The sequence below is a fragment of the Ruegeria sp. AM7 genome, from assembly GCF_056535965.1.
The window spans coordinates 2,112,158-2,136,755 of the sequence record NZ_JBQFJE010000003.1; the positions used below are offsets into that span (position 1 = coordinate 2,112,158).

Genomic DNA, 24,598 nt, shown 5'->3' on the forward strand with positions numbered 1-24,598 from the left:
CGCGACCCCGGACCCACCAAAGGTGAGCTCCTCTCTCCGGGATCGCGCGCGCATGGCTTTTGGCCCGCGCTTTTCTATATCTGGTAAGAGCACTCATTTATCAGCTTTGCCCTCAATGTCAAACTCAAGTCCCCGTCAGGTCTTCGTTACCTTGGACTGCAAAAGACAATCGGGGTCGAGTTGACTAGAAACCGACCCCGCCCAAGCACTTACAACGGGATGTTGTCGTGCTTTTTCCAGGGGTTTTTCAGCTTTTTGTTGCGCAGGCTTGCGAAAGCGCGCGAAACGCGACGCCGCGTCGATTGTGGCATGATCACCTCGTCGATGAAGCCCCGCTCGGCAGCAACGAATGGATTGGCGAAACGATCTTCGTAATCCTGCGTGTGCTGCGCGATTTTCTCGGCATCGCCCAGATCGGCGCGGTGGATGATTTCGGTCGCGCCCTTGGCGCCCATCACCGCGATCTCGGCCGTCGGCCACGCATAGTTGAAATCACCACGCAGGTGCTTCGACGCCATAACGTCATAGGCCCCACCATAGGCTTTGCGGGTAATCACGGTGACTTTCGGGACGGTCGCCTCACCATAGGCAAACAGCAGCTTTGCACCGTGTTTGATGACACCGCCATATTCCTGCGACGTACCCGGCAAAAAGCCCGGAACATCCACCAGGGTCAGGATCGGAATTTCAAAGCAATCGCAGAACCGCACGAACCGCGCCGCCTTGCGCGAGCTGTCGATGTCCAGACACCCGGCCAGAACCATCGGCTGGTTGGCGACAACACCGACGGTCTGCCCTTCGAGGCGAATAAAACCGGTGATGATGTTTTTGGCGTAGTCTTCCTGAATCTCGTAGAAGTCGCCCTCATCTGCCACTTTGGTGATGAGTTCCTTCATGTCGTAGGGCGTGTTCGGATTGTCCGGGATCAAGGTATCCAACGAGGTCTCGATCCGGTCGGGTTCATCAAAGAACGGGCGGACCGGAGGTTTCTCTTGGTTGTTGAGCGGCAGGAAATCGACCAGACGACGCACTTCGGCCAGCGCTTCAACGTCGTTTTCAAAGGCGCCATCCGCAACCGAGGACTTCTTGGTGTGGGTCGATGCGCCGCCCAGTTCTTCCGCGGTGACAACCTCATTGGTGACAGTTTTCACCACGTCAGGGCCAGTTACGAACATGTAAGACGTGTCTTTGACCATAAAGATAAAGTCGGTCATCGCCGGGCTGTACACTGCGCCACCCGCGCACGGGCCCATGATCACGCTGATCTGCGGCACCACGCCCGAGGCCATGATGTTGCGCTGGAACACTTCGGCATAGCCCGCCAACGAGGCGACGCCTTCCTGAATCCGCGCGCCGCCCGAGTCGTTGACGCCGATCACTGGCGCACCGTTCTGGATCGCCATATCCATGATCTTGCAAATCTTCTGGGCATGCGTTTCCGAAAGAGACCCGCCAAAAACAGTAAAGTCCTGGCTGAACACATAAACCATCCGACCGTTGATCGTGCCCCAGCCGGTGACTACGCCATCGCCCGCAGGTTTCTGGTTTTCCATACCAAAATCGGTGCAGCGATGACTGACGAACATGTCGAACTCTTCAAAGCTGTCTTCATCCAACAGCAGTTCGATACGTTCCCGCGCAGTCAGCTTGCCGCGCGCATGCTGAGCGTCAATCCGTTTTTGACCACCACCCAAACGGGCATTGTTACGGCGGCCTTCAAGCTCGGTCAGGATGTCTTTCATGACAGTGATCCCCTAATGTAATCTGGCGGGACACTATACGTTATGCTTGCCAGCCCAAAGCAACTTTCGGCAAATTTGCAAACCTTTGAACACTTTATAGCTGCGTAATGCAAATCAGCAAATTTCAACGCTGAGATCACAATACTAATGCCAATCCCATAATCGCGGACTATACAATTGAACTATGCAGTTCAGATCATCTTCCACTCGACGCTCACCCCCATCTATTGCCACGCTTGTGCTATTGTCAGGGCTGTCGGCACTTAGTCTGAATCTCTATCTTCCCAGCCTGCCAAACATGGCTGTGTATTTCCAGACAGACTATAAGGTCATGCAACTTTCGATCGCCCTGTACCTGATGGTCAGCGCGGTGCTGCAGATTCTTATCGGACCGATCGCAGACAAGGCCGGCCGCAGGCCAGTCTTGCTGTACGGCCTTGCCCTGTTCCTGGTGGTGACATTGGGCTGCATCTACGCGCCGAACGCCACGGTCTTTCTGGCGTTTCGGATGTCTCAGGCGATAATAGTCGTCGGCATGGTGCTTAGCCGGGCTGCCGTGCGGGATCTTTACGATCAGGATCAGGCTGCATCGATGATTGGCTACGTGACAATGGGGATGGCGGTCGTTCCGATGATTGCCCCCGCGATCGGAGGGCTGCTGGAAGAATCCCTCGGATGGAAGGCTAATTTCTGGCTGCCTTTCGTTTTGGGCGCACTGACGCTGATCCTTTGCTTCAAAGACTTCGGAGAAACCTCAGCCAAAAGCGGGAAGACCCTGCTGCAACAGTTTCGGGAGTATCCTGAACTGCTGACGTCTCCGCGCTTTTGGGGGTACTCGCTGTCCTCTGCGTTGTCGTCAGGTGCCTTCTTCGCCTACCTCGGCGGAGCTCCATTTATCGGGACCGAGATATTCGGAATGTCAGCCGCAGAAGTTGGCGTATATTTTGGCGCGCCTGCGATTGGGTATTTTGCCGGTAATTTCCTAAGCGGTCGGTATTCCGTCCGATTTGGTGTCAACCGAATGGTCCTGCGGGGCTGCATCCTGAATGCCGCTGGCGTTTTTCTGTCGGCGCTTTTGTTCCTGTTTGGGCTAGGCACACCCCTTAGTTTCTTTGGGCTTATGACATTCGTCGGCCTTGGAAATGGCATGACGATCCCGAACGCCACTTCGGGCGCTCTGTCAGTGCGCCCACATCTGGCGGCAACGGCCGCGGGCCTGAGCGGCGCTATCATGCTGGCGGGTGGGGCTGGTCTCAGCGCACTGGCCGGGTCGTTGCTGACCCGCGAAACAGGGGCGATGCCCTTGCTGTGGCTGATGCTGATAACCGCCTTGCTGGCTGTCTTTGCAATTACATCTGTAATCCGGCGGGAGCGTCGCCTGGGACTCTAGCAATGCTTGCGCCCCGGGATTTGCAAAGTTAATTTCCCACAACGGAATAGTTGCAAAGGCGCGCCATGGCGACCCAGAAACTCTATGCAGGCGCGAAACTGCGCGAGATGCGCACGCGCCTGACCCTGACCCAAAAGGAATTCGCCGCCAAGCTGGGGGTATCGCTCCCGTATCTTAATCAGATGGAGAACAACAACCGTCCCATCTCGACCACGGTTGTTCTGGCATTGGCGCAGGAATTCGGCATGGACGTGACCGAGTTAAGCACCGGCGACAGCGAACGCCTTGTGTCAGACATGCGCGAAGCACTCGCCGATCCGGTTTTTGACGATGCAATGCCCCCGTTGGCCGATCTGCGACTGGCGGCATCAAATGCGCCTGCGTTGGCCCGCGCGTTTATCGCTTTGCACCGCACTTATCGGCAGACCCACGAACGGCTCGCATCGCTGGACGAAGCATTGGGACGTGAAGATGCGCAAATTCAGGCCAGCCCTTGGGAAGAGGTCCGAGATTTCTTCCACTATTGCGACAACTACATTGACGCCGTGGATCGCGCGGCCGAGCGTTTCGCGTCAATCGCACAGGAAACCGGCGGCATTCGCGATGCCGCGATCAGCAGCCTGCGAGAAAGGGATATTCGGGTACACATTGCTGATATCAAAGAAACCCGACGGTATGACGCTGACAGCAAAACCCTGTCTCTGTCCTCGCGCAGCGCGCCTCAAACGCAGGTGTTCCAGCTTTTGCTGCAAGTCGCCCTGATAAACCAGGACAAGCTGCTGGAAGCGACATTGGACTTTGCCAAATTCCAAACGGATGAAGCCCGCGCCATCGCCAAGATCGGCCTCGCCAACTACTTCGCAGGCGCATCCCTGATGCCCTACAGCGCATTCCTTGGGGCCGCGCAAGACTACCGCCATGATCTGGAACTGCTCAGCAACCGCTTTGGGGCTTCAATCGAACAGGTCGCTCACCGCCTTTCGACACTGCAACGTCCCGGTGCCAAGGGTATTCCGTTTTTCTTTGTCCGTGTCGATCAGGCCGGTACAATCACCAAACGCCACTCGGCCACACGCCTGCAATTCGCCCGCTTTGGCGGCGCCTGCCCCCTTTGGAACGTACACCGCGCCTTTGAAACACCGGGCCATTTCCTGCGGCAACTGGCGGAAACCCCCGATGGCGTTCAATACATCTCGTTGGCGCGGGACGTTTCGAAATCCGGGGGATCCTTCGGCGCGCCTGTGCGTCGCTACGCCATCGCGCTTGGATGTGAAGTCCGGCACGCCGAAGCGCTCGTCTATGCAGATAATCTGGATATCAATAACGCCAGCGCCTACGAACCTATCGGAATATCCTGCCGTATCTGTGAAAGGCAGAACTGCCATCAGCGTTCGGTTCCACCACTCGAACGTCGCCTGACCATCGACGCCCATACCCGCAATACCTTGCCTTACGAAGTTACCTGAACTTCACCTGGCCTGAAATATCCCGGGGGAGGCGCGGCGTGCCGCGACGGGGGCAGAGCCCCCGCCCTTTTGGCTTATGCTTTGGACAAAATCGCCCAGATCTCATCTTTTAGAACCGCGCGCTTCTTGCGCAATTCTCCTTCGGCCAAATCCTCCATCGGCTCGACATTGGTTTCGGCTCGGTGCACCACGCGGTTGATCTCATGGTACTCCTCTGCCAGCCGCGCAAAGTGAGCGTCTGATTGCTTGAGCTGGCTCATCACCTCAACCTTGTCCGGAAATTCTTCGGCCAGTTCATGCGGGGTGTTGGACATTCCTGTTCGCTCCTTAGATTAGTCGTTGCGATTCAGGTTTATAGATGTCTGCGCTACCCCGCTTTGACGCGGATCAAATCACCGCTGTGCTGTCGCCCATTGAGGATGAATCCATGGTCGGTCATTGGCCTTGGGCAACGGGTTACGCCCCAACACATGATCCGAGACCTTCTCTCCGACCATGATGGAAGGCGCATTGAGGTTGCCATTGGTAATCTGAGGGAAAACCGAACTATCGGCCACCCGCAGCCCATCCACACCGATCACGCGGCCTTCAGGATCAACAACCGCGCTTGGATCATCCGCACGCCCCATCCGACAAGTTCCGCATGGGTGATAGGCGCTCTCGGCATGTTCGGCGATGAAAGCGTTCAATTCATCATCTGTTTGGACGTCAGCACCGGGCTGGATTTCCTTGCCGGCGTAAGGTTTGAACGCCTCCTGCCCGAAAATCTCGCGGGTCAGGCGAATACAGGTGCGGAAATCTTCCCAATCCTTCTCGTGGCTCATGTAGTTGAACTTTATCACAGGAGCATCCTCGGCCCTGTTGGATCGCAATGTCACAGCACCTCGCGACGGCGACCGCATCGGCCCAACATGCGCCTGGAACCCATGCCCCTCGGCCGCCGCCTGCCCGTCATAGCGTACGGCAATCGGCAGGAAGTGGTATTGAATATCCGGGTATTCGACACCCGGCTGCGAGCGGATGAATGCCGCACTTTCGAACTGGTTCGAAGCCCCCAGCCCGGTTTTCGTGAACAGCCACTGCGCGCCGATCAAGCCCTTGCTGATCAGGTTCCAGTGTTTATACAGCGTGATCGGCTGAAGCGACGCCTGCTGGATATAAAGCTCCAGATGATCCTGCAGGTTCGCACCCACACCCGGACGATCGGCGACCACCTCAATCCCATGCTCGGCCAGGTGCGCCGACGGGCCAATCCCTGACAACATCAACAGTTTGGGCGAGTTGATGGACGACGCCGCCAGCACCACCTCGCGCCGGGCGCGAATGACCTCAGTCTTACCACCGCGCACCAGTTCAACTCCGGTCGCCCGGCCATCCTCGATCACCACACGCCCGGCCAAACCCCGCACAATATCGCAATTGTCACGCTTGAGCGCAGGCTTCAGATACGCATTCGCCGCCGACCAGCGCCGCCCCTTCCAGACGGTCTGCTCCATTGGGCCAAAGCCTTCCTGCTTTTCGCCGTTATAGTCGCCCGTGACCTCGTACCCTGCCTGCTGACCCGCATCGACAAACGCCTTGAACAGCGGATTTTCGCGCGGTCCACGCGACACATGCAGCGGACCATCGGTGCCGCGCCACGCCGTGTCACCCCCGTGCCCACCGTCGTGCCAAGTCTCCATCCGTTTGTAGTAGGGCAAGACATCCGCATAGGACCACCCATCCGCCCCCATCTCGGCCCAGGTGTCAAAATCCCGCGCGTGGCCGCGCACATAGACCATGCCGTTGATCGAGGACGATCCCCCGATCACCTTGCCGCGCGGACAGGCCAAACGACGGTTGTTCAGATGCGGCTCGGGCTCGGACTGATAGCCCCAGTCGTAGCGCGACATATTCATCGGATAGCTCAGCGCAGCCGGCATCTGGATGAACGGTCCAGCATCCGTTCCGCCATGCTCGATCACCAGAACCGAGGCCCCTGCCTCGCTCAACCGATATGCCATCGCGCAGCCTGCGGAACCTGCGCCGACGATGACGAAATCTGCTTCCATTTTCGGGTCTCCGTTTCCCACCGGTGCACCAAGATTTTCCGTCGACAAACCTTGGCTGAACCGAAGGGGGTATTACTAAGTCAGTCTGTTATTCTCCGCGGGGAAAGCGTTGGCTTTCCTCGACGACATTCAGGTCCATGTGGTTGCGCATGTAACGCTCGGATGCCTTTTGCAGGGGCTGATAATCCCAAGGGTAGTACCCCCCCTGCCGCAGCGCCTCATACACCACCCATCTGCGGGCTTGACTGGCACGTACATCTTCGTCGAACCGGTTTAGATCCCAACGCGCCTCGGATTTGGCACGCAGGGTTTGCAAGGTGCCTGCATGTTCAGGTTTTTCGGCGAGATTTTCCAACTCATGCGGATCGGCCTCAAGGTCGAACAACTGGTCGGGGTCCAACGCGCAGCGGTTGTATTTCCACTTGCCATACCGCAGCGAAACCAGCGGCGCGTATGACGCCTCGGCGGCGTATTCCATCGCCACGGGCGCAGTCCGCTCGGCGCCTTTAGCCAGCGGCACGAGGTCTTCGCCATCGGTCCATGGTGCGATTTCGGCCATGTCGACACCTGCAAGCGCGCCAAGCGTCGGCGTGACGTCGATGGTCGAGACCGGTGCCTCAATCCGACCTGCTGGTAAATCGGGCGAAGAGATCATCAGCGGCACCCGCGACGAGCCCTCGAAGAAGGTCATCTTGAACCACAGGCCCCGCTCACCCAGCATGTCGCCGTGGTCCGAGACAAACAGGATCGTTGCCTCTTGCCGGGTGGTTTCCAACACTTCGAGGATTTCGCCGATCTTATCGTCCAGATACGAGATATTGGCGAAATAGGCCCGGCGGGACTTGCGGATATCGTCCTCGGAAATGTCAAAGCTACGCCAGTCATTCGCGTCGAAAATCCGTTTGGAATGCGCGTCCTGATTGTCATAGCCAAGGTCCGAAACTTCGGGCAGCAGATGCTCGCAATCCTCATACAGATCCCAGTATTTCTTGCGCGCCACGTAGGGATCATGCGGATGGGTAAAGCTGACGGTCACGCACCATGGGCGACCGTTCTTGCCGCGCGCCAGATCATAGAGCTTGGCTTTGGCGTTATATGCAACCTCATCGTCATATTCCATCTGGTTGGAGATTTCGGCCACGCCGGCACCCGTCACCGAACCCATGTTGTGATACCACCAGTCGATCCGCTCGCCCGGTTTGCGATAATCGGGCGTCCAGCCAAAATCGGCGGGGTAGATGTCAGTGGTCAGGCGGTCCTCGAACCCGTGCAATTGATCGGGACCGACGAAATGCATCTTGCCTGACAAACAGGTATAGTACCCGGCCCGGCGCAAGTGGTGCGCATAGGTGGGGATGTCGCTGCGAAACTCGGCCGCATTGTCATAGACGCCGGTGCGCGAAGGCAACTGCCCGGACATGAAACTGGCCCGGCCCGGCGCACACAAAGGTGAGGCTGTGTAGGCATTGACAAACCGCGTGGACCGCGCTGCCAGTTTCTTGAGGTTAGGTGCATGCAGCCAGTCTGCGGGACCATCCGGAAAGAGGGTCCCGTTCAGCTGATCCACCATCAGGATCAGGATGTTGGGTTGTGTCATTTTTCAGCCTCGAGAAACGTGTCCAGCATACGCATCGCATGGTTCACCGCCAGCTGAGGCTCTTCAGGCGCGTTCAGCGCGGCATGGATATACAACCCGTCGATCAGCGCCACCATGTCATCCGCAGCTTCGACAGGATCTTTCAACAGCGGACGCAAAGCGTCGACCAGATTTGACCGGATACGCGTCTGATACGTCTTCCACAGGCGCAGAGCCTCAGTGTTGGTTTGCGCCAAAACATAAAACGTCATCCAGGCCGCGATCACATCGGGTGTAAAACAGGACGGTGCAAAACAAGCGCGGATAATCGCTTGTGCCCGTTCCTCTGGGGCAGCCCCTTTCAGTTCGGCCAGCGCTTCTGCCCGGAAATCGGACAGGATACGGCGCATGGCGGCCAGAAAAATCTGGTCCTTGCCCCCGAAATAGTGATGCGCCAGCGCGCTGGACATACCGGCCCGTTTGGCGATCTGGCTAACAGTGACATCAAGGGATTTCTTCGCCCCCAATTCGGCAATCGTGGCTTTGACGATCGCATCCCGACGGATCGGCTCCATTCCGAGTTTTGGCATCGTTACCCCTCCACTGCGCAAGATGAAAAAACGCTAAGAGGTTTTTATTGACCCGTCAATCAATAACGCCTTGTTCCATCGGAAACAGCTACAGTTTCGGAGCGATACTGGGTGTCGTCAGGCTGCTGCGGTTCAGAACGGCTTCGCGCCAGGCAATAAAGCTGACGGCGGACAGAATCAGAGTGCCTCCGGCAACGACCCAGATGTCGACGCTTTCGTGAAACACCAGCGCACCCATGAGGGTCGCCCAGATCAGTTGCAGAAACGTGACCGGCTGCGTCACCGCCACGGGTGCCGCCTGCAGTGCCAGCGTCATGAAGTAATGGCCCAGCGTGGCAAAACTGGCGACCAGAAACAACACGCCGAGGTCATACAGACTAGGCGGCGTCCAGACGGCCACCGCAAAGGGGATCAGCGCGAGTGTTACCCAGATCGACATATGCGCCACTACGACTGAGGGCGGCAGGTCCTGCACCAGCCGTTTGGCCAGCAAATATGACGCCCCTAACGTCAGCGAGGTCATCAGCATAGCGATATGTCCCGGCGAAACCTCTCGAAAGCCGGGCCTGAGGATGATGGCAACCCCAATCAGGGCTACTCCAATGGCAGCGATGCGGCGAAACGCCAGTGGCTCGCCCAGAAACAGCGCCGCACCAAGTGTCACGTAGACCGGGGTCATGTAGTTCATCGCTGTGACTTCGGCCAAGGGTATCTGGGTCATGGAATAGAACCACAACATCACCGACACCGCGTGAACGATCCCGCGTATGCCGAACAGGGTTAAGTGCCTGCGCGACAACGGTGTCGAGACGATCAGGCGCAGCGCGGGCAAGAGAAAGACCAACCCAAAAACGAACCGCAGAAAAGCAGCCTGTATCGGATCCATGCTAGACCCCAACGACTTGACCAACGCCGTCATGACCACAAAAGACAACCCTGCCGAGAACATCCAGAACATGCCGGCAACAGGCCGAGCGGGGGCGGTGAGAGTTGTCATGTTAACGGTTCAACACTGAATACCGCTTGGGGACAAGCCCTCAGATCACGACAAGTTTGGCCGCGATCGCCAACATCACCACACCGATAATCATATCCAAGACCTGCCACGCCCTGGCACGGGCGAATATCGGAGATAAAAACCCTGCCCCGTAGCCGAGCGAGAAAAAGAAGACAAAGCTTGCGGTCATCGCACCAACAGCAAAAGCCAAACGGTCCTCGTATTGAGCTGAAATCGACCCGATTAGCACAACCGTATCCAGATAAACGTGCGGGTTAAGCCAGGTGAAAGCCAGCACCGTCAGCAGCACAGACCGCAAGCTAGATCGTTGACCGCCCTCTACCTCCATCACTGCCCCTCCGCGCCACGCGGAATTTAGGCTTCGCAACCCGTACCAGGTCAGAAAAATCGCGCCCCCATACCGCATCGCGGTTTCGAACCAGGGAACCATCTGCGCCAGCGATCCGAAACCGGCCACACCGGCTGCGATCAGGATCGCATCCGACACCGCGCAGGTTAGACACAGGGGAAATACATGCTCGCGCCGCAAGCCCTGCCGCAAAACAAAAGCATTCTGCGCCCCAATAGCAAGGATCAGGCTAAAGCCGAGCGCAAAACCGGCAATCAGAGACGTGGGCATGAGAACTCCTTAAGCTGTTGGCCCGTTGACTACGATGCCCAAGGCTGCCTATCAAATTAAAGATGTTTATCCCGATTAAGTTTTACTAATGCTGCTCGACCCCAATCACCTGTCCGCTTTGTCTGCCATTCTGCGTCATGGCAGCTTTGAGGCCGCCGCGTCCGAGCTATCGGTCACTCCTTCCGCTATTTCCCAGCGAATTAAAGCGTTAGAGGACCGGGTCGGTGCCGCATTGATCCTTCGCGGCACACCCTGCACCGCCACTCCGGCTGGTCTGCGCATCGCCCAACACGCCGAGGACATCGGATTGCTAGAGGCCCAACTGGCACGTGAATTGACGCTGGACCAAAACACGAACCCTACGCGCGTTCGGATTGCAGTGCCTGCCGACGTGCTGGCAACTTGGTTTATCGACGCCATGGCGCAGGTGGACGACATGCTGTTTGATCTTGTGATCGACGATCAGGATTATTCCGCTGACTGGTTAAAGCGCGGAGAGGTCAGCGCTGCCGTCACTATCGGAGGTCAGCCTGTCGCGGGCTGTGATGCAATCACGCTCGGGTCGTTAAGGTACTTGGCGACAGCAAGTCCGGCATTCATGCAAAGGTGGTTTCCGAAAGGGGTAAACATCGACAGTCTTGGCCAAGCGCCAAACCTGACATTTAATCGTAAAGACGGCCTGCAAACGGCCTGGATCACTCAACAAACCGGGCGGCGCCTTTCACCACCCTCTCACTATCTGGCTTCTTCGCATGGCTTTGTCGAAGCCGCGATTGCCGGGCTGGGATGGGGGATGAACCCCGAAAGCCTTGTAAAGCCAGCGTTGCGCGATGGCAGCCTGTCCCTGTTGCTTCCGGATGCGCCTTACGATGTTCCCCTGACCTGGCAAGTCGGGCGCATTCTGGCCCCGGCCCTGCACCCGTTGACCCAAGCGGTGAAACGCAGCGCAAGCAAGGCGTTGCAGCCGGCATAGGTCAAGCCGAAGCCGAGCTTTCCGCCACCGGCAAAACCAGGCGATAGCAGGCAAAGGCCGCGAATACGGCCACCACAACGATAAAGGCAATGGCCCAGGCGACCTCGTGCATATGCGCCACCGCGGCCAGCGCGGCGGAAAGAATAACCGCAACCAGGCGGCTGATGCTCTTGATCGCCGCCGCACCCTTGACCCGCTGATCCTTTGGGGCCACGTCCAGATAATACAGTTTTCGTGCGCTGCTGATGCCGGTCACGGCCACCGTCACGATGAACAGCGCGATGGCATGCAGATGAACATCATGATCCAAGTGCAAGAAGTGAAAGGCCAAAAGCGTCGCGCCAGTAGCAGCAACCATCAGGTTCCCCGTCACCATGACCGCCCTATGGGATTTCATGTTCACCACCTGCCACAACGGAGCAGAAACCAGATATCCAGACGCCGAGGAAACGATCATGGCCGTCAGCCCTTTGGCCGAGGCATGATGCGCTTCGGCCGCGATCAGGGCGAAAAAGGGCACTGAAAGCGTGGCAGCGACCAGAGGCAAGCGCATGATCATGTAACGCCGGAACCACGCCTCGTTGAACATCGCGATGATGTCGGTGAAATAGGTGATGAACTTGCGTTTCGCCTCAGGCGCGGTATCGCGGGTGCTTTCACCACTGCGCGCGCCTTCGAACATCGCCAGAATGGCCAGACCAGACAGGACGAAAAAGCCTACGGACACAAAGATGATTGCTGAATGGCGCGAGAAAGGCGGGTTTTCTTTGACGATCTCATGCACCAAAAGCGCCAGACCGATGGCGCCAAGCCCTCCAACCCCTAGTTGCAGATAACGCATGATCATGCGGGATTTGGATTGAACGTGATCGCCCAATAAATCCGTATACATGAGCATCTGCGTCTCATCGACCAACCCGATGATGAAGAAAACAAGGACAAACGCCGCCGCAATCAGTGGCACATAACCCGTCGTCGCTACCCCCAGCGCGATCAGAAGGCAGAGGCCAACTGCGACTTCGGTCAGCGCAATGCCACGTTTCTTGCGGTCATGGGCCGAAATCGAACGCGCCAAGAACACATCCGCGATCACGCTGCCCACCATGCGAACCGAGACCAGCGCGCCTGCAATGAACATCGGCAATTCCAGTGAGACAGCAAGAAACGGCAGCACGATAGAGGGGCTGCCAAGCGTCCAGGCGATTTGCGACAGGATGCTTTGCCCGGTCAACACAGGCAGGTTTCGTTTCGCAGGGATCGGGGGACTGTCCGTCATGCTCTCATTGCTGTTTTACGAACAGTTTACCGAGTTTAACGCATTCCGCCAAGCACACTGAAAAGGCGCATAAAAAAACCCGACCAGAGGCCGGGTTTTCCTGCTCGATTAACGACAGGATCACAGCTGAGCCATGACCTCATCCGTCGCTTCGAAATTGGTCGTCACGCGCTGTACGTCGTCATCGTCTTCCAGCGCATCGACCAGCTTCATCAGCTTTTGCATATCTTCCAGACCCAGCTCGGTCGTGGTCGTGGGTTTCCAGACCAGCTTGGTGGATTCGGATTCGCCCAAGGCCTCTTCCAGCGCGTTGGATACGTCGTTCAGATCGGTATCAGCGCACCAGATGATGTGACCGTCTTCCGAGCTTTCGACATCTTCGGCACCCGCCTCGATCGCGGCTTCAAAGATCGTGTCCGCGTCGCCCGCGTCCGCTTGATAGACAACCTCTCCCTTTCGGTCGAACATGAACCCGACCGAGCCAGTCTCGCCCAGATTACCGCCATTCTTCGAGAAGGTAGACCGCACGGTCGAGGCTGTCCGGTTGCGGTTGTCGGTCATCGTCTCGACGATGACCGCGACACCGTTGGGGCCATAGCCTTCATACCGAATTTCTTCGTAGTCGTCGCCCTCACCGGCTTGCGATTTCTTGATCGCGCGGTCGATCACGTCCTTGGGGACCGAATTCGACTTGGCCTCTTTCACCGCCAGACGCAGGCGCGGGTTCTTGTCAGGATCGGGGTCACCCATCTTGGCGGCCACGGTGATCTCTTTCGACAGTTTGGAAAACAGTTTGGACCGCGCGGCGTCCTGACGTCCCTTGCGGTGCTGGATGTTGGCCCATTTGGAATGGCCTGCCATAGTGCGTCCTCGTCATCGTGATTGCGTGTTCGGCGCTCATATAGACGGTTGCGGGGGGCAGGATCAAGAGAGCGGCTTGCCCGATATCCCGTCACGGGTATGGTGGCGACATGACAAGTGATCAAATTATTCTTTTTGCCCTTTTCGCCACAGTTTTTGGAATGCTGCTATGGGGGCGATTCCGATATGATCTTGTTGCCTTTTCGGCGTTGATGATTGGTGTTGTGCTGGGCGTTGTGCCCGTGGACAACGCATTCGCCGGGTTCGGCCATCCCGCAACCATCATCGTGGCGCTGGTTCTGGTTGTGTCTGCCGGGCTGGTGCGCTCGGGCGCGGTATTCCTGATTACGCGCTCGCTGGTCGATGCCTCGCGCGGGCTGGGCGCGCACATTGCGCTGATGGGCGGGATCGGAGCGGTCCTGTCGGCCTTCATGAACAACGTGGCGGCGCTTGCGCTTTTGATGCCGGTCGATATCCAGACCGCACGCAAGGCCGGACGGTCTGTAGGCCTGTCACTCATGCCGTTGAGTTTCGCTACCATTCTGGGTGGCATGGTCACGCTGATCGGTACGCCACCCAACATCATCATCGCCTCGATCCGAGCCGAAACTCTGGGTGAGCCGTTCCATATGTTCGATTTCGCCCCCGTGGGCGGGATCGCAGCCATTGCCGGTCTGGCTTTTGTCGCGCTGATCGGATGGCGGTTCATCCCCGATCGCGGGCCGCAAACCGAAAGCTCTGAGGCGCTGGCCGAATACATCGCCGAGCTGACCATCCCGCCGGAATCCCCTCAGATCGGCAAACGCGTCAGCGAGTTGTACGAGGTGGCCGAGAAATCCGACGTCGCCATCATCGGCCTGATCCGCGACGGCAAGCGTCGCTACGGGCGCTCAGCCCATGCCACCCTGCACGCGGGCGATGCGCTGGTGCTGGAGGCCAGACCCGAGGCGCTGGACGAATTCCGTTCGGCGCTGAACCTGGATTTCTCGGACACGCGACGGCAGGAATTGCTGACCGCCGAGGGTGACGGACTAGAAGTGATCGAGGTCGTCGCAACCGAAAACGCCCGTATCACCGGGCGCACCGCCCAAGGGTTGGGGCTGGCATGGCGCCAAAGCACGGTGCTGATGGGCATCTCGCGCCAAGGTCGCCAGATCACCCAGCAGGTCCGCAAGACCGAGGTCGAAGCAGGCGATATCCTGTTGCTGCTCTGTCCGCGTGATCGCAGTGCGGACGTGACCGAGTGGCTGGGCTGTCTGCCGTTGGCTGGGCGCGGCCTGAACGTGACCGCAAATGACAAGGCGTGGCTGGCGATCGGTCTGTTCGGGGCGGCCGTGCTGGCGGCCAGTATCGGGCTGATCTACCTGCCGATTGCGCTGGGTCTGGTGGTGGTGGCCTATGTACTGACCAAGATCATGCCTATTGCCGAGATCTACAACCATATCGAATGGCCCGTCGTGGTACTGCTGGGCTCGATGATCCCGCTGGGCAGCGCGCTTGAGACCTCGGGCGGCACGGAACTGATCGCCAATGCTCTGATCCAGCTGACCAACGGCCTGCCTGCATGGGCCATTCTGACGGTGCTGATGGTGGTCACGATGACCTTGTCGGATGTGCTGAACAACACCGCCACCGCCATTGTCGCCGCTCCTGTGGGCATCCAGATGGCGCGCACGCTGGAGGTCTCGCCCGATCCGTTCCTGATGACGGTGGCCGTGGCAGCCTCGGCAGCGTTTCTGACACCCATTGGCCACAAGAACAACACGCTGGTGCTGGGCCCCGGCGGCTATCGCTTTGGCGATTACTGGCGCATGGGGCTGCCGCTTGAGATTTTGATCATCGCGGTCTCGATCCCCTCGATCCTTGTGTTCTGGCCGCTGTGACGGGTAAAGGCTGCGTATGAAACGATTTCTGATCCTGCAATTGCGCCCTGAGACGGACGCCTCGGATGCTGAGTATACCTCGATCCTGGACAAAACCGGGCTGACGCCCGAGCGAACGCATCGCATCCGTCTGGATTGCGAAACTCTGCCTGAGGGGCTCGACGTAACCGATTACGCAGGCGTGATCGTCGGCGGAGGCCCCGGCTGCGTCAGCGATGACCCCGCAACGAAATCTGACATAGATGCCCGCGTCGAAGCGTCGATCATGGGATTGATGCCGCAGATTACTGCGCAGGACTATCCCTTCATGGGGTGTTGCTATGGCTTAGGCATTCTGGCCGCCCACCTTGGCGGGGCGGTCAGTAAAGAAAAATACGGTGAACCCGTCGGGCCTTCGACCTGCCACGTGACCGAGGACGGTATGCAGGACCAGCTAACGGTAGGGCTGCCCGTAACTTTCGACGCGTTTGTCGGCCACAAAGAGGCGGTTCAGGCACTACCCGAAGGATGCGTGCACTTGCTGGCTTCTGACCCCTGCCCGTTTCAAATGATCCGTTTCGGCCAGAACGTCTATGCGACGCAGTTCCATCCCGAGGCCGAGGCAAAGGACTTTGAGGAACGTATCAATATCTACAAGCATCACGGCTATTTTCCACCAGAGGATGCCCAGCGCCTGATCGACATCTGCCACGCGGCCGATGTCACCCAGCCGGCACTGATCCTGCGCCGTTTTGCGGAACGCTATGGCTGACCCAACGGCGCGGTTGCGCAATTGCGGACCGCTCGCATAGGCTGACCGGAACGGCTTTGGGAGGAGTTGTTCTTGGATCTACTCATATCTGTCGGCCTGCCGCTGTCGCTGGCCATTATCATGCTATCTCTGGGCGTAGGACTTGAGATTGCAGATTTTCGCCGCGTCCTGACACGCGGCTACCCCTTTGCTATCGGCGCGCTGTGTCAGGTCGTGCTGCTGCCAATAGCGGCCTTTTCCACGGTCAAACTGTTCGCGCTGCCGCCCGAAATTGCGGTGGGGTTTATGATCCTCAGCTTCTGCCCCGGCGGTGTGACTAGCAATATCCTGTCGAAACTGGCCAAGGGGGACGTGGCCCTGTCGGTCAGCCTGACGGCAGTGATCAGCCTGTTGTCGATGCTGACAGTACCGTTTCTGGCCGCCTGGTCGATCGCGCATTTCATGGGGGCCGACGCCCCCGAGGTCTCGATCACCGGGCTGGCAATCGCCATGTTCCTGATCACCACCCTGCCCGTCGCAATCGGTATTAGCATCCGCCATTTCGCAACTGGATTTGCAAACCGGATCGAAAGCGGCTTGTCCAGGTTGGCAACCATCTTGTTCGTGCTCGTGGTTCTGGCTGCATTGGCCGCCAATTGGCAAACATTCACCGAAAATCTCGGGATCATGGGCGGCGGCCTGATCACCCTGAACATCGCACTACTGCTGATCGGTCTGGGGATCGCCAAAGCCGCGAACCTGTCTTGGGATGAGGCCAAAACCGTTTCCATCGAAACCGGCATTCAGAACTCGACCCTGGGCATCACGCTAGCTGCGCTGATCACTGGCACCGAAAGCGGATTTAGCCCGCTGGCCCTTCCGTCGGCCGTTTACGGGATCACGATGTATGTCGTGGCCGTGCCCTTCCTCCTATGGTTCCGCCGAAAGGACGTCGCATGACCAATAACACTGCAGATGCCATCGTTGTGGGGGCTGGGCTGGCCGGACTGGCTGCCGCTGCCGAGCTGGGCGACCGGGGCAAAAAGGTCATCATCGTCGATCAGGAGCCCGCGCATTTTCTGGGCGGGCAAGCGTTCTGGAGCCTTGGCGGGCTGTTCATGATCGACACCCCGGAACAGCGCCGCATGGGTATCCGCGACAGCCACGACCTGGCCTTGCGCGATTGGATGGGCAGCGCGCAGTTCCACCGGGATGAGGACGCATGGCCGCGCAAATGGGCCGAGGCTTATGTGGAATTCGCCGCAGGCGAGATGCGTCCGTGGCTGCACGATATGGGTCTGCGCTGGTTCCCCGTGGTCGGCTGGGCCGAGCGCGGCGGGTCATATGCGGATGGGCATGGCAACTCGGTCCCGCGGTTCCACATCACATGGGGCACCGGGCCGGGCGTATTGGAACATTTTATCCGCCGCGTGCGCGAACATGAGGATAACGGGCTGATCCAGATGAAGTTCCGCCATCAGGTCAGCCATATCATCATGCAGAACGGCTGCGCCAAGGGTGTCTCGGGCGAGGTTCTGGCCGATGACACCGCTCAGCAAGGGGCCAAGACCAACCGCGACGAAGTGGGCGAGTTCGAGGTCTACGCGCCCTCGATCATCGTCAGTTCCGGCGGGATTGGCGGCAATTTCGAGATGGTACGTAAGAACTGGCCCCGTGAACGGCTGGGAGAACCGCCCAAGGATATGATCGCAGGTGTCCCCTTTCACGTGGATGGCCGTATGATTGCCATCAGCGAGAAGGCGGGCGGTCACGTGATCAATGGCGATAGGATGTGGCACTACACCGAAGGCGTGCGGAACTGGAATCCGATCTGGCCATCGCATGGCATCCGCATCCTCCCCGGACCAAGCTCTATGTGGTTTGACGCGACCGGAAACCGGATGGAGCCGCCCTGCCTGCCGGGGTTTGACACGCTAGGTACGCTAAAGGAAATCCTGAAAACCGGCTATGAATACAGCTGGTTCGTGCTGACCCAGAAGGTGATCAAGAAGGAATTCGCACTATCTGGGTCCGAACAGAACCCCGACATGACCGAAGGCGGTTGGCGCGAAGTGCTGTTGCAGCGGATACTGACCGGATCAAAAGCCACCGCCCCGGTCGAGGCGTTCAAACAGCATGGCGAGGATTTCATTGTCGCCAATACGCTCAGCGAGTTGGTGCGTGGCATGAACCAGATGGGCGACGCCCCAATCGACGAGGACCATCTGCGCGCCCAGATCGAAGCGCGGGATTCACAGGTTGATAACCCCTTCACCAAAGATGCCCAGATGGCTGCTATTCTGGCCGCGCGCAACTATCGTGGCGACCGGCTGATCCGCACCGCCAAGCCGCATAAGTTCCTTGACCCGAACAACGGTCCGCTGATCGCGGTCAAACTGCACGTTCTGACGCGCAAAACGTTGGGCGGGCTGCAGACCAACCTAGACAGCCAACTGATCGGGGCGGATGGTCAGGTCGTCCCCGGCCTGTTCGCGGCCGGAGAAGTCGCGGGCTTTGGCGGCGGAGGATACCACGGATACAACGCGCTTGAGGGCACGTTTCTGGGCGGCTGCATCTTCTCGGGCCGCAATGCCGGACGGTCGCGCGCTGTGGCCTGACTACTGCGCTCGGACGAATTTCAGAACGGGCTCTCCTGCCGCGTCCAACAGCACAAGGCTGTCTCCGGCCATTGCATAGCGGGTCACAGTCTGGAGCGCGGCAAGGAATTGATCTTCGACCTCTTCAAGCTCGGGCGGGCATGCCATCAGGGTCGCAGCCATGTTGTCAGGGAAATTCAGGCTGTCACCACTGATTTCGGCCTGGCCCGAGAACCTGTTGCACCCGCCAGTACCGCCGAACGCACCGTCCTGCGCAAAGGTAATCTGCGGCGGGCGTTTTGCGTCCACTACTTCACCGTTGATGCCGATTGCTGTCCAGTTGGTGCCATCCAGACTTGCGGCTGGTTGTGACGGCACTTTCACCAGCAAAAGGTCCGCCGTATCCCCGGCTCCTCGCGTCAGCACTGGGTTCACCGTATCTGTTGTGAACAGCAGTTTGTTGCCATGGTAGATTGAGCCTCGGACGGCATATGTCCGGCCATCTTGAATCAGCGCGTCATCATAGGTCAGCTGGTAGTCGGCAGGGACACTGGTCAACGCATAGCGCTGAGACGCAAGCGTCACGGCAGGCGCATCAGCCAGAGAAACATCCTGCAGTTCGACGTAAAGAGTCGCGTCTGGAAGCACTGCGATCCGCTCGCGATATGTGGCGGTCCCGGTAACGGTGCCCGCATGGCTTTGACTTCCCAGAATGGTCAGCGCAACTGCGCCAACGACGATGGCCTGGCCGAGCTTCGGAAAAGGCATGTTCCAATCCTTTCACATTCCTATTTGATAAAAAGATCGTGACTTGATCAGCGTTTACAAGCCCCAGGCATTTTATTCGGCAATTACGTGCCGTCGTTACAGCGGCCAGATCAGCGGAATCAGTAGCGACGCCAGAAGCCCCACAGTCAGGTTCAACGGCACACCCACCTTCAGAAAATCGGTGAACCGATACCCGCCGGGGCCGTAGACCATCATGTTGGTCTGATACCCGATTGGCGTCGCAAAAGAGGCCGAGGCCGCCACCATAACCGCCACCACGAGCGGGCGCGCATCAATGCCCACCGCCTGCGCCAGACCGATGGCAATCGGCGTCACGACCACGGCCACCGCGTTATTTGACACAAGCTCGGTCAACACCGAGGTCAGCAGGTACACGGCCCAAATGATCAGGAAGGGCGGTAGAGAGCTTAAGCCGGGCGCAACCGCTTCGACAATCAGGGACACCGCACCAGATTTATCCAGCGCTGCGCCAATCGCCAGCATCGAGAAAATCAGCGCAAGTAGACGGCCTTCGATAAAGGAAAACGCCTCATCCGCGTCGATGCAGCGCGTCAGCAACACCGCCGCAACCGCGATGATCGACAACAGCAGGATCGGCGCAACGCCAAGCGCCGCCAGCACGACGATACCAACAAGTGACCCGATCGCAATAGGCGCGTGACTGCGACGGAAAGCCCGAGCCGAAGGCTGCGAGACGTCTACCATATCCATATCTGCGGCCAGTTTCTGAACATCCTCAGGCGAGCCTTCCAACAGCAGCGTATCCCCTACGCGCACAACCAGATCATCCAACTGGCGTCCGATATTCTGGTTCCGACGATGCACAGCCAGCACATACACACCATAGCGCCGACGCAGACGCATCGCGCCCAGAGTTCTGCCCACCATTCGGCAACCGGGAGTGATCAAAACTTCGACCGTCTTGGTTTCGACCGCCGAAACCTGATCGACGCGCTTCAATTCCTTGTTGCTCTGAAGGCTCAGCAACTCGGTCATCTCGGTGCGCAAAACCACGCGGTCACCCAGCTTAAGCTCAACGCCCTTGAGGTTGCGACGCAGCGATTCATCGCCCCTAACCACGTCGATCAGACGCACGCCGGGACGTTTGAACAGCTGCACGCCTGTCACTTCGCGCCCGATCAGGTTGCTTTCTGGGGGAATAACTGCCTCGGTAAAGAACTTCATCTTCGAGCGGTCGCTTAGAAGTGAAGCCATGCTGTCGCGATCCGGTAGCAGGCGCGGCGCAATGAACCGCAGATAGACCATGCCGTAGATCACCAGTGCGATGCCCAATGGCGTGACCTCGAAGATGGTAAAAGGGGCCATGCCCTGCGACCGGGCCACACCATCCACCAACAGGTTGGTCGACGTGCCGATCAGGGTCAGCGTTCCGCCCAGAATCGCCGCATAGCTGAGCGGGATCAGCAGCTTTGAGGCCGGCACGTTCAGCGTCCGTGCAATCTGCACAAAGACCGGGATCATCACCACGACCACGGGCGTATTCGACACCACGGCCGAAGCCAAAACGACAAAAGCCATCAGAAGACCGATAGCAAAGCGCGGGTTCACCTGCGCCTGCTTTTGCGCGGTGGAGGTAAACGCATCCAGCGCGCCGGTACGCACAAGCGCCCCCATGATGATGAACATCGCTGCAATGGTCCACGGCGCGGGGTTGGACAGCACGACCAGCGCGCTTTGGTAAGGCAAGATACCGGTCAGCAGCATGACGGCCACGCCGCCAATAGCCACCACTTCAGTTGGGTATATCTCGCGCAGGAACATAATGAACATGCCCGCGACAACCATCAGCGCCAGTATCGCGCTGCCCGTCTCTGTCAGTTGGATGAATTGCATTCCTGGTGTGTCCGACCTCTGGCCCGGCGGTCAGTTTCACGCATTGCGCGAGACAGAGCAAGCCTTACTGCGGCCCCGCCTGCTGCAATCGCCCGCCAACACGCACCATATGCACAGATTTTGCCTGCCCGTCGCGATCATCGGTCTCGACAAACACGCCGCTTAAGGTGGCCTCACCATTGGCGGGGGTGAACCGCGCCTTGGGCATCCCGGTGATAAAGCGGCGCATCGGCTCGACTTTATCCATACCTATGACCGAGTCGTAGTCGCCGCACATCCCCGCATCGGTCAGATAAGCCGTCCCGCCGGGCAGAATCTGCGCGTCACCTGTAGGCACATGTGTGTGCGTGCCGACCACAAGGCTGGCGCGCTTGTCGCAATAGTGACCCATCGCCATCTTTTCCGACGTCGCCTCGCAATGCATATCGACAATGATCGCATTCGCCTGCCCGCCGCGCGGGTGGGATTTCAGGATCGGCTCAACACCCGAGAACGGATCATCAAAGGGCCGCTTCATAAAGACTTGCCCCAGCACCTGCACCACCAGCACCTTGCGCCCCCCCGGCGCGTTGAACAAACGATGCCCCCGCCCGGGCGCGCCTTTGGCGAAGTTTACGGGGCGCACGACGCGCGGCTCTTTCTCGATGAATTGCAGCATGTCTTTCTGGTCAAACGCGTGATCGCCCAGCGTCAGGCAATCGGCCCCTGCATCCAGCAGCAACTTGGCGTGATCGCCGGTTAGCCCCATCCCGTTCGACGCGTTCTCGCCATTGACCACAACAAAATCCAGCCGCCATTCATCGCGCAGACGTGGCAAATGTTGTTGAATGGCCGTGCGTCCTGCACGGCCCATAACGTCACCCAGAAACAATATTCTCATACGAACCGTCCTAAGTGTGGCCTCGGCCAAGCACAAGTGGTTAAACTGCCGCCATAACGCAGGGAAACATATTGCATCAGGAGACATTCATGACCCGCTACATCCTCTCGGCCGCTTTACTGACTCCGTTGGCCGCCTGTGACCCCACCCCCGGGCCTGAGGTCGGACTGGCCAATCCTGCGGCTACGTTCTGCGTCGAAAAAGGCGGCACATATGAAATCGTGGACGGCGCCGAGGGACAGACCGGAACCTGCACCCTGCCCGACGGGTCAAAACAAGACGCGTGGGAGTTCTTCCGCGCAGAAAACATGGGCTAGTTTAAAACGTCAGAACCCGGCTTTCGGTGATCACCATATCCAGCGGTTGATCTGTCGGTTCCAGCGGCAGCCCTTCCGCTTCCTGAGCATCAAAGGCGAACCCGATGGCCAGCGTCGGGCGTTGGGCGCGCAGCCCTTCTAGCGTGCGGTCATAAAACCCGCCCCCATAGCCCAGACGCCCGCCTTGTGCATCAAACGCCACCAGCGGCACGATCAGTATCTCGGGGTCGAAATAGTCGTCGACCTCGGGCACTTTCGCACCGAACGGGCCGTCTTTCAGCGCCCCCTCGGGCGTCCAGCGGGAAAACCTCAGCGGCTGCGCGGCGGCCTGAATGACAGGCACACCGACGGGGCCATAGGCCGAAGCCTCGGCCATGGCGGGCAGTGGATCAATCTCGGTGCGGATTGGCATATAGCCCGAGATCGGTACGCCCCGGTGCCCTGCCAGCACTTCGGATAAACGTCCGGCCGCACCGGGCAATCGCGTGTCAAACGCGGCTTTGCGGCGCGCAAAAGCCGCCTTACGCGCGGCGGCTTTGATTTCGATCAGATCGGTCACAGTAGCACCACGCTGGCAAGCCCCAGAAAGATGAAGAACCCCATGACATCCGTAGTGGTGGTCACAAAAGTCCCCGACGCCAGCGCAGGGTCAACGCCCAGACGGTCCAGCACCACCGGTACTACCGTACCCGCAAAGCCTGCGATGATCATGTTCACGACCAAGGCCGACCCGATCACGACACCCAGCATCGGAGAATCGAACCACATCATCCCCACCGTGCCCAGCACGACGGCAAAACACAGCCCGTTCAGCATCCCCACCAGCAATTCCCGCCGGATCACCCGCATCACGTTGGCCGCCGTCAGGTCGCGCGTGGCCAGCGCCCGCACCGCCACAGTCAGCGATTGCGTACCCGCATTGCCCCCCATCGAGGCCACGATCGGCATCAGAATCGCCAGCGCCACCAGCTGATCAATCGCCGCCTCGAACTGCGAAATCACCAGCGAGGCGCAGATCGCCGTACACAGGTTCACCGCCAGCCAAGGCAGACGCCGCTTGCTGGTCGCCGCGACACTGTCCGAAATCGAGCTTTCGTCACTGACCCCAGCCAGACGCAGGATATCTTCCTCGTGTTCTTCATCCAGCACGACCATGGCGTCGTCGATGGTGATCACGCCGACCAACCGCCCATCTTCATCCACCACCGGGGCCGAGATCAGGTGGTATTGGTTGAACGCATAAGCCACGTCTTCCTCGTCCTGATCCACGGGGATGGTATGAAACTCTTCTTCGGCGATGTCATGCAGAGGAACATCGCGCCGCGTCGCCATCAGCTTGCCCAAAGTCACCTGCGCCACAGGTTTCAGGCGCGGGTCGACCAGCACCACGTGATAGAACTGCTCGGGCAGATCATCATTGGCGCGCATAAAGTCGATGGCCTGCCCTACCGACCAATGCTCCGGGGCCATAACCACCTCGCGCTGCATAAGGCGACCGGCCGAGTTCTCGGGGTAGGACAGCGCCTGTTCAGCGGCGACACGCTCGGAATCCTCCAACGCGTCAAGGATCGCCTCCTGCTGCGGCTCTTCCAGGTCTTCCAACAGGTCGACAACATCGTCACTTTCCATGTCGCGCACAGCGTCGGCCAGAACGTCCGGGCGCAGAACGCCGATCACCTCTTCACGAATCGCCTCATCCAGTTCCGACAGGATGTCACCGTCAAATTCCTTGTCATACAGACGGATCAGGCGGGCACGGTCGTAAGGGTTGATCTGCTCCAGCAGGTCGGCGATGTCGGCGGCGTGCAGCGGCTCCATCAGCTCGACCAGCTTGTCGCGGTCATCTATGTCAACGGCGTAGAGGATCGCCGCTACTGTCCGCCGGTCCAGCGCATAGGCGTCATCATCGCTGGTCGCATCGGTTACGGGTTCATCAAAGCCTGTGGTCATGTCTGCCCCCGTGTTCTGGTCATTGGCCTCTAATTA

22 protein-coding genes are annotated in these 24,598 nt (G+C 58.9%); 8 read left to right on the forward strand and 14 right to left on the reverse strand.

Annotated elements, in window-relative coordinates; all coding sequences use genetic code 11:
* Positions 1-209: 209 nt before the first annotated feature.
* Positions 210-1,742: an acyl-CoA carboxylase subunit beta gene (locus ACR3EG_RS14470; protein ID WP_480496878.1), complete on the reverse strand. Its 1,533-nt coding sequence runs from the start codon at positions 1,740-1,742 to the stop codon at positions 210-212.
* A gap of 184 nt (positions 1,743-1,926) precedes the next feature.
* Here ACR3EG_RS14470 and ACR3EG_RS14475 point away from each other — a divergent pair, with 184 nt between their 5' ends.
* The gene (locus tag ACR3EG_RS14475; RefSeq protein WP_480496877.1) at positions 1,927-3,132 is read left to right on the forward strand and encodes a multidrug effflux MFS transporter; all 1,206 of its coding nucleotides are present in this window, start codon (positions 1,927-1,929) and stop codon (positions 3,130-3,132) included.
* 65 nt (positions 3,133-3,197) lie between these two features.
* The gene (locus ACR3EG_RS14480; protein ID WP_480496876.1) at positions 3,198-4,598 is read left to right on the forward strand and encodes a helix-turn-helix domain-containing protein; all 1,401 of its coding nucleotides are present in this window, start codon (positions 3,198-3,200) and stop codon (positions 4,596-4,598) included.
* A gap of 74 nt (positions 4,599-4,672) precedes the next feature.
* On the opposite strand, the gene ACR3EG_RS14485 is transcribed toward ACR3EG_RS14480, so the two are convergent.
* From ACR3EG_RS14485 to ACR3EG_RS14510, 6 genes are all read right to left on the reverse strand, one after another.
* The gene (locus ACR3EG_RS14485; protein ID WP_170352480.1) at positions 4,673-4,912 is read right to left on the reverse strand and encodes an HP1242/YdcH family protein; all 240 of its coding nucleotides are present in this window, start codon (positions 4,910-4,912) and stop codon (positions 4,673-4,675) included.
* 78 nt (positions 4,913-4,990) lie between these two features.
* Complete coding sequence (gene betA / locus ACR3EG_RS14490; protein ID WP_480496875.1) at positions 4,991-6,649, reverse strand: choline dehydrogenase; 1,659 nt, start codon at positions 6,647-6,649, stop codon at positions 4,991-4,993.
* An 88-nt stretch (positions 6,650-6,737) separates the two neighbouring features.
* Positions 6,738-8,246 carry a choline-sulfatase gene (gene betC / locus ACR3EG_RS14495; RefSeq protein WP_480496874.1) on the reverse strand — a complete coding sequence of 503 codons (1,509 nt, stop codon included), beginning with the start codon at positions 8,244-8,246 and terminating at the stop codon, positions 6,738-6,740.
* Positions 8,243-8,815, reverse strand: coding sequence for a choline-binding transcriptional repressor BetI (betI, locus tag ACR3EG_RS14500; protein WP_480496873.1), 573 nt, complete (start codon positions 8,813-8,815; stop codon positions 8,243-8,245). Before betI ends, betC begins: the two co-directional genes overlap by 4 nt.
* Positions 8,816-8,903: 88 nt before the next feature.
* Positions 8,904-9,812: a DMT family transporter gene (locus ACR3EG_RS14505; RefSeq protein WP_480496872.1), complete on the reverse strand. Its 909-nt coding sequence runs from the start codon at positions 9,810-9,812 to the stop codon at positions 8,904-8,906.
* 40 nt (positions 9,813-9,852) lie between these two features.
* Positions 9,853-10,452 (reverse strand): LysE/ArgO family amino acid transporter, encoded by a 600-nt coding sequence (locus tag ACR3EG_RS14510; protein ID WP_353393742.1) that lies wholly within the window; start codon positions 10,450-10,452, stop codon positions 9,853-9,855.
* An 88-nt stretch (positions 10,453-10,540) separates the two neighbouring features.
* On the opposite strand from ACR3EG_RS14510, the gene ACR3EG_RS14515 reads away from it, so the two are divergent.
* The gene (locus ACR3EG_RS14515; protein ID WP_480496871.1) at positions 10,541-11,425 is read left to right on the forward strand and encodes a LysR family transcriptional regulator ArgP; all 885 of its coding nucleotides are present in this window, start codon (positions 10,541-10,543) and stop codon (positions 11,423-11,425) included.
* A gap of 1 nt (position 11,426) precedes the next feature.
* Here ACR3EG_RS14515 and ACR3EG_RS14520 read toward each other — a convergent pair whose 3' ends face one another.
* Positions 11,427-12,701, reverse strand: a complete 1,275-nt coding sequence (locus tag ACR3EG_RS14520; protein ID WP_480496870.1) for an MFS transporter — start codon at positions 12,699-12,701, stop codon at positions 11,427-11,429.
* Positions 12,702-12,821: 120 nt separating this feature from the next.
* Complete coding sequence (locus ACR3EG_RS14525; RefSeq protein ID WP_480496869.1) at positions 12,822-13,562, reverse strand: YebC/PmpR family DNA-binding transcriptional regulator; 741 nt, start codon at positions 13,560-13,562, stop codon at positions 12,822-12,824.
* A 110-nt stretch (positions 13,563-13,672) separates the two neighbouring features.
* Between ACR3EG_RS14525 and ACR3EG_RS14530 the strand changes: the two genes are divergently transcribed.
* The 4 genes from ACR3EG_RS14530 to ACR3EG_RS14545 all read left to right on the forward strand — a co-directional run bounded on the left by ACR3EG_RS14530 (position 13,673) and on the right by ACR3EG_RS14545 (position 18,793).
* A complete protein-coding gene (locus tag ACR3EG_RS14530) occupies positions 13,673-15,445 on the forward strand; it encodes an SLC13 family permease (protein WP_480496868.1) in 1,773 nt (590 codons plus the stop codon).
* 16 nt (positions 15,446-15,461) lie between these two features.
* The gene (locus ACR3EG_RS14535) at positions 15,462-16,196 is read left to right on the forward strand and encodes a glutamine amidotransferase (RefSeq protein WP_480496867.1); all 735 of its coding nucleotides are present in this window, start codon (positions 15,462-15,464) and stop codon (positions 16,194-16,196) included.
* Positions 16,197-16,268: 72 nt separating this feature from the next.
* Entirely contained in the window at positions 16,269-17,135 is an 867-nt protein-coding gene (locus tag ACR3EG_RS14540; RefSeq protein ID WP_480496866.1) for a bile acid:sodium symporter family protein, read from the forward strand.
* The gene (locus ACR3EG_RS14545; RefSeq protein ID WP_480496865.1) at positions 17,132-18,793 is read left to right on the forward strand and encodes an FAD-binding dehydrogenase; all 1,662 of its coding nucleotides are present in this window, start codon (positions 17,132-17,134) and stop codon (positions 18,791-18,793) included. The genes ACR3EG_RS14540 and ACR3EG_RS14545 overlap by 4 nt, the downstream gene beginning before the upstream one ends.
* On the opposite strand, the gene ACR3EG_RS14550 is transcribed toward ACR3EG_RS14545, so the two are convergent.
* From ACR3EG_RS14550 to ACR3EG_RS14560, 3 genes are all read right to left on the reverse strand, one after another.
* Positions 18,794-19,540 (reverse strand): META domain-containing protein, encoded by a 747-nt coding sequence (locus ACR3EG_RS14550; protein WP_480496864.1) that lies wholly within the window; start codon positions 19,538-19,540, stop codon positions 18,794-18,796.
* 96 nt (positions 19,541-19,636) lie between these two features.
* A complete protein-coding gene (locus ACR3EG_RS14555; RefSeq protein WP_480496863.1) occupies positions 19,637-21,415 on the reverse strand; it encodes an SLC13 family permease in 1,779 nt (592 codons plus the stop codon).
* A gap of 64 nt (positions 21,416-21,479) precedes the next feature.
* Positions 21,480-22,295 (reverse strand): TIGR00282 family metallophosphoesterase, encoded by an 816-nt coding sequence (locus ACR3EG_RS14560; RefSeq protein ID WP_170352465.1) that lies wholly within the window; start codon positions 22,293-22,295, stop codon positions 21,480-21,482.
* An 89-nt stretch (positions 22,296-22,384) separates the two neighbouring features.
* Here ACR3EG_RS14560 and ACR3EG_RS14565 point away from each other — a divergent pair, with 89 nt between their 5' ends.
* Complete coding sequence (locus ACR3EG_RS14565) at positions 22,385-22,612, forward strand: putative hemolysin (protein WP_480496862.1); 228 nt, start codon at positions 22,385-22,387, stop codon at positions 22,610-22,612.
* A gap of 1 nt (position 22,613) precedes the next feature.
* Here the strand turns inward: ACR3EG_RS14565 and ACR3EG_RS14570 are convergent, their stop codons facing one another.
* Both ACR3EG_RS14570 and mgtE read right to left on the reverse strand, forming a co-directional pair.
* Positions 22,614-23,171 (reverse strand): 5-formyltetrahydrofolate cyclo-ligase, encoded by a 558-nt coding sequence (locus tag ACR3EG_RS14570; protein WP_480496861.1) that lies wholly within the window; start codon positions 23,169-23,171, stop codon positions 22,614-22,616.
* Positions 23,168-24,562 (reverse strand): magnesium transporter, encoded by a 1,395-nt coding sequence (mgtE, locus tag ACR3EG_RS14575; RefSeq protein WP_480496860.1) that lies wholly within the window; start codon positions 24,560-24,562, stop codon positions 23,168-23,170. The genes ACR3EG_RS14570 and mgtE overlap by 4 nt, the downstream gene beginning before the upstream one ends.
* Positions 24,563-24,598 lie beyond the last annotated feature (36 nt).